This window comes from Acidovorax sp. KPB24-03, from assembly GCF_057546605.1.
Genome location: NZ_BAAJYR010000286.1, coordinates 1 through 4498 on the forward strand (window position 1 = coordinate 1; position 4498 = coordinate 4498).

Here is a 4498-nt window from a genome sequence, read left to right on the forward strand (position 1 = left end):
GGCTTCGCCGGCCAGCCGGGCATGCAGCGCCGGCGCATCGCGCAGCAACTGGCGCAGGGCATGCGCGGTGCGGGCCACGTGCGCAGGCGTGCGGCCCGAGCGCAAGAAGCGCCACAGCCACGGCAGGGCGCGGGGCAGGTAGCCCCAGCGCACGGTGAGCGGGCCTTGCGGGTCCAGCAGGTAGCCAGGCACCTGCTTCCACATGCCGGGCCCTGCGGGCGGAAGAATGGAGTGGGAAGACAGCCAGCCCGCATTGCCGTAGCTCGTGGCTTCTTCGCCAGCGGGGGCATGGGGGTTGAGCAGCGTGACCTGGCGGCCGGAGCGCAGCATCTCGATCGCGCACACCGTGCCCACGATGCCGGCCCCGATCACCACGACGTGCCGGCGCCGGTCGGCAGGCCCGGTGGCTCTGGCCTGGGTGGCGTCGTCGGCAAGGGCGGGAGTGGCGAGGGCTGTGGCGGGCATGTGTGCGGCTGCGCAGGGCAGCGAGGAGGAGAGGGGGTGTGGGCCGGACCCGGTCGTGCCATTTTTCCACGAAAGGGTCCGGTCCACGGTGCCCTGCCGGCCTGGTGCCCGGTGAGCACCGGCGGATCAGCAGTCCTCGCCGCGGCGCACGGAACGCTGCAGCGCCATGCGGTCGGCGCGGCGCTGCGCGCCCTGGCTGCGGATGTGCTTGCCTGCCGCGGCGCTGGTGCCGCGCGCCGCCAGCGCGCGGGCCACCGGGTTGCGCGGCGGTGCGCTGGCTTCGAGGTGCAGCACCATCGGCTGCTTCATGCGGCGCAAGGCCTTGACCCGGCCTTGCTGGAAGGCGCGGGAACGTTTCTGAGCACTCATGTGCGATTCCTGAAAAGCAAAAAGCCCCGGCTGAGCAAGCCAGGGCTTTCGTGCGGCGCACCCCCATTCGAATGGGCGGGGGAGCGCAGCCACCTTGGCTGAAAGGTGTGTGAGCGACACGGTTCAGCCGGGGCGAGGAACCGTGTTCAGTGAGGGGGGGTGAACAAATAAGGCATGGAAAGACAGCTCCTGAAAGGTGCGCCGCAAGGGTGCTCGTTGCGGCGCTGGTGAAGCGAAGGCGCGATTATCGAAGCGGCTTCGCGGGCGTGGCAAGGCCTGCTGCGGCCCCTGGCGGCCCTTGTTGTGCAGGGCCAACGGCGGGCTCGGATAATGCAGCCCTTCATGACCGAATCCGCGCCTTCCTCTTCTTCCCCTTCTTCCTCCACCGCCGGGGCGCCCAGCGCGCCGTTGCGCATCACCTTCCCGCCGTCGCTGCCCGTCTCGGCGCGGCGCGACGAAATCATGGCGGCGATGCGGGAGCACCAGGTCATCATCGTGTGCGGGGAGACCGGCTCGGGCAAGACCACACAACTGCCCAAGATCGCGCTGGCACTGGGGCGCGGCAAATGCAACGCCGCGCCGGGACAGAAAGGCCAGCTCATCGGCCACACGCAGCCGCGCCGCATCGCCGCCAGCAGCGTGGCCAAGCGCATCGCCGAAGAGCTGCAGACCCCACTGGGCGACGTGGTGGGCTACAAGGTGCGGTTCCAGGACCGGCTGTCGCGCGACGCCTCGGTCAAGCTCATGACGGACGGCATCCTGCTGGCGGAGACCCAGACCGACCCGCTGCTCAAGGCCTACGACACGCTCATCATCGACGAAGCGCACGAGCGCAGCCTGAACATCGACTTCCTGCTGGGCTACCTGCGGCAGATCTTGCCGCGCCGGCCCGACCTGAAGGTGGTCGTCACCTCGGCCACCATCGATGCCGACCGCTTTGCCAAACACTTCGCCTTGCCGCGGCGCCTGCCTACCCGCTCCAAGTCCGGCGAGGGGCCGCAGGGCGATGCGGCGCAGGCAGCCGGGCCGCAGGGCGCGGAGCTGATTCCCGCGCCGATCATCTATGTGTCGGGCCGGACCTTTCCGGTCGAGCAACGCTGGCGTCCGTTCGAAGAGTCGCGCGACTACGGCCTGAACGAAGCCATCGCCGACGGCGTGGACGAGCTGTGGGCCGGCAACGCGGGCGGCGACATCCTCGTCTTCCTGCCCGGCGAGCGCGAGATCCGCGAGGCCGCCGACCACCTGCGCAAGCACCTGGCGCACCAGCCGGTGATGCGCAATGCCGAGGTGCTGCCCCTGTTCGCGCGGCTGTCGCAGGCCGAGCAGGACCGCATATTCGACGGGCACACGGGCCGGCGCATCGTGCTGGCCACCAACGTGGCCGAGACCTCGCTCACCGTGCCCGGCGTCCGCTACGTGATTGACGCCGGCACCGCGCGCGTGAAGCGCTACAGCTTCCGCAGCAAGGTGGAACAGCTGATGGTCGAGCCCGTCAGCCAGGCCGCCGCCAACCAGCGCGCGGGCCGCTGCGGCCGCGTGGCCAACGGCATCTGTATCCGGCTCTACGACGAGGCCGACTTCAACGGCCGGCCCCGGTTCACCGACCCAGAAATTTTGCGGTCATCGCTGGCCGGCGTCATCCTGCGCATGAAGTCGCTGCACCTGGGCGACGTGGCGCAGTTCCCTTTCATCGAGGCGCCTTCGGGCCGTGCGATCGCTGACGGCTACCAGTTGCTGGGCGAGCTGGGTGCGGTGGACGACTCCAATGAACTCACGCCGATGGGCCAGGAGCTGTCGCGCCTGCCGCTCGACCCGCGCGTGGGCCGCATGATCCTGGAGGCGCGCGAGCGCCAGGCGCTGGACGAGGTGCTCATCATCGCCAGCGCCCTGAGCGTGCAGGACGTGCGCGACCGCCCCATGGATGCACAGCAGCAGGCTGATCAGGCCCACGCCAAGTTCGACGACGAAAAGAGCGAGTTCAGCGGCTACCTCAAGCTGTGGAAGTGGATCAACGAAGCGCGCGGTGGCGCGCCCACCCTGCCGTCGGCGCGCATGCAGAAGCAGGCCGCGCGCAAGGGCGCGCCCTCGCAGGCCGTGCTGCCCGTGGGACAGCGCATGGCCGCGGCGGCCGTGGCTCCGCCGGCGGCCACCGAGGCCGCAGCGGCTGCGCCCACCCACAAGCTCAGCAACCGCCAGTACGAATCGCTGCTGCGCCAGAACTTCATCAGCGTGCGCCGACTGCGCGAGTGGCGCGACATCCACACGCAATTGCTGACCGTGGTGACCGAACACCGCTGGCGCATCAACGACCGCCCTGCCAGCTACGAGCAGATCCACCTGTCCATGCTGGCCGGGTTGTTGGGCAACATCGGCGTCAAGAGCGACGAGGACGACTGGTACCTGGGCGCACGCGGCATCAAGTTCTACAAGCACCCGGGCGCGCACCTGTCCAAGAAGCCCGGGCGCTGGATCGTCGCGGCCGAGCTGGTGGAGACCACGCGCCTCTTCGGCCGGGGCATCGCGGCCATCGAGCCGCAGTGGATCGAGCAATTGGGCGGGCACCTGCTCAAGAAGCAGCTGCTCGACCCGCATTGGGAAAAGAAGGCGGCCGAGGTCAACGCGCTGGAGCGCGCCACGCTGTACGGCATCGTCATCTACAACAACCGGCGGGTGAACTTCGGCAAGGTGGACCCTTATGCGGCGCGCGACATCTTCATCCGCGAGGCGCTGATCGGCGGGCAGTGGGAAACCCGTCTGCCTTTTCTGGCCGCCAACCACAAGCTCATCGCCAAGGTCGAAGAGCTCGAACACAAGTCGCGCCGACAGGACGTGCTGGTGGATGACGAACTGATCTATGCCTTCTACGACCAGCAGTTGCCGGCCGACGTGTGCAGCGGGTACAGCTTCGAGGCGTGGTACCGCGAGGCGAGCGCGTCGAAGCCCGACCTGCTCAAGCTGACGCGCGAAGAACTCATGCGCCACGAGGCCGCGGGCATCACCGGCAATGCCTTCCCGCGCACGGTGCGGCTGGGCGGCGTGGATTGCGCCGCGAGCTACCTGCACGAGCCGGGCGATGCGCGCGACGGCATCACGGTCACCGTGCCGCTGTTCGTGCTCAACCAGGTGAGCGACGAGCGCTGCGAATGGCTGGTGCCCGGCATGCTGCAGCCCAAGATCCAGGCCCTGCTCAAGAGCCTGCCGCAGCGCCCCCGCAGCCGGTTCGTGCCGCTGCCCGACAGCGCTGCCCGGCTGGCCGGGCTGCTCGGCACGCCCGAACGCTTCGGCCACGGCAGCCTGGTCGAGGTGCTGCTCAAGCAGGTGCGCGATGAGACCTCGCTCGACGTCAAGCGGGCCGATTTCAAGCTCGACATGCTGAGCCCGCACCTGTTCATGAACTTCCGCGTGGTGGACGAACACGGGCGCCAGCTCGGTCATGGGCGCAACCTGGGTGCCCTCAAGGCCGAATGGGGTGCGAAGGCGCGCGGCGCCTTCCAGGCCCTGGCAGGGCTCAAGCTGGGCGGTGATGCCAAGGGTTTTGAAGAAAAACAGGCTCCAGCGCAAGAAGTACTAGGGCATTCTGCTATCAAAAATGAAGCACCTCCCGCTGCAGCGGGGGGGCCGCGGCCCTGCGGCGGTGACGGCGCCGGCCGCTGCGGCCCGGCAG

General features: G+C 69.1%; 3 protein-coding genes. 1 reads left to right on the forward strand and 2 read right to left on the reverse strand.

Annotated features, from left to right (window positions below; genetic code table 11):
- Both AC27KI_RS19265 and AC27KI_RS19270 read right to left on the reverse strand, forming a co-directional pair.
- Nucleotides 1-465: FAD-dependent oxidoreductase (locus AC27KI_RS19265; RefSeq protein WP_487115308.1), on the reverse strand; the 465-nt coding region annotated here is incomplete at its 3' end.
- Nucleotides 466-591: 126 nt separating this feature from the next.
- Nucleotides 592-834 (reverse strand): hypothetical protein, encoded by a 243-nt coding sequence (locus tag AC27KI_RS19270; protein WP_487115310.1) that lies wholly within the window; start codon nucleotides 832-834, stop codon nucleotides 592-594.
- Nucleotides 835-1176: 342 nt separating this feature from the next.
- Between AC27KI_RS19270 and hrpA the strand changes: the two genes are divergently transcribed.
- The coding region (gene hrpA, locus AC27KI_RS19275; protein WP_487115312.1) for an ATP-dependent RNA helicase HrpA at nucleotides 1177-4498 on the forward strand (3322 nt) is incomplete at its 3' end.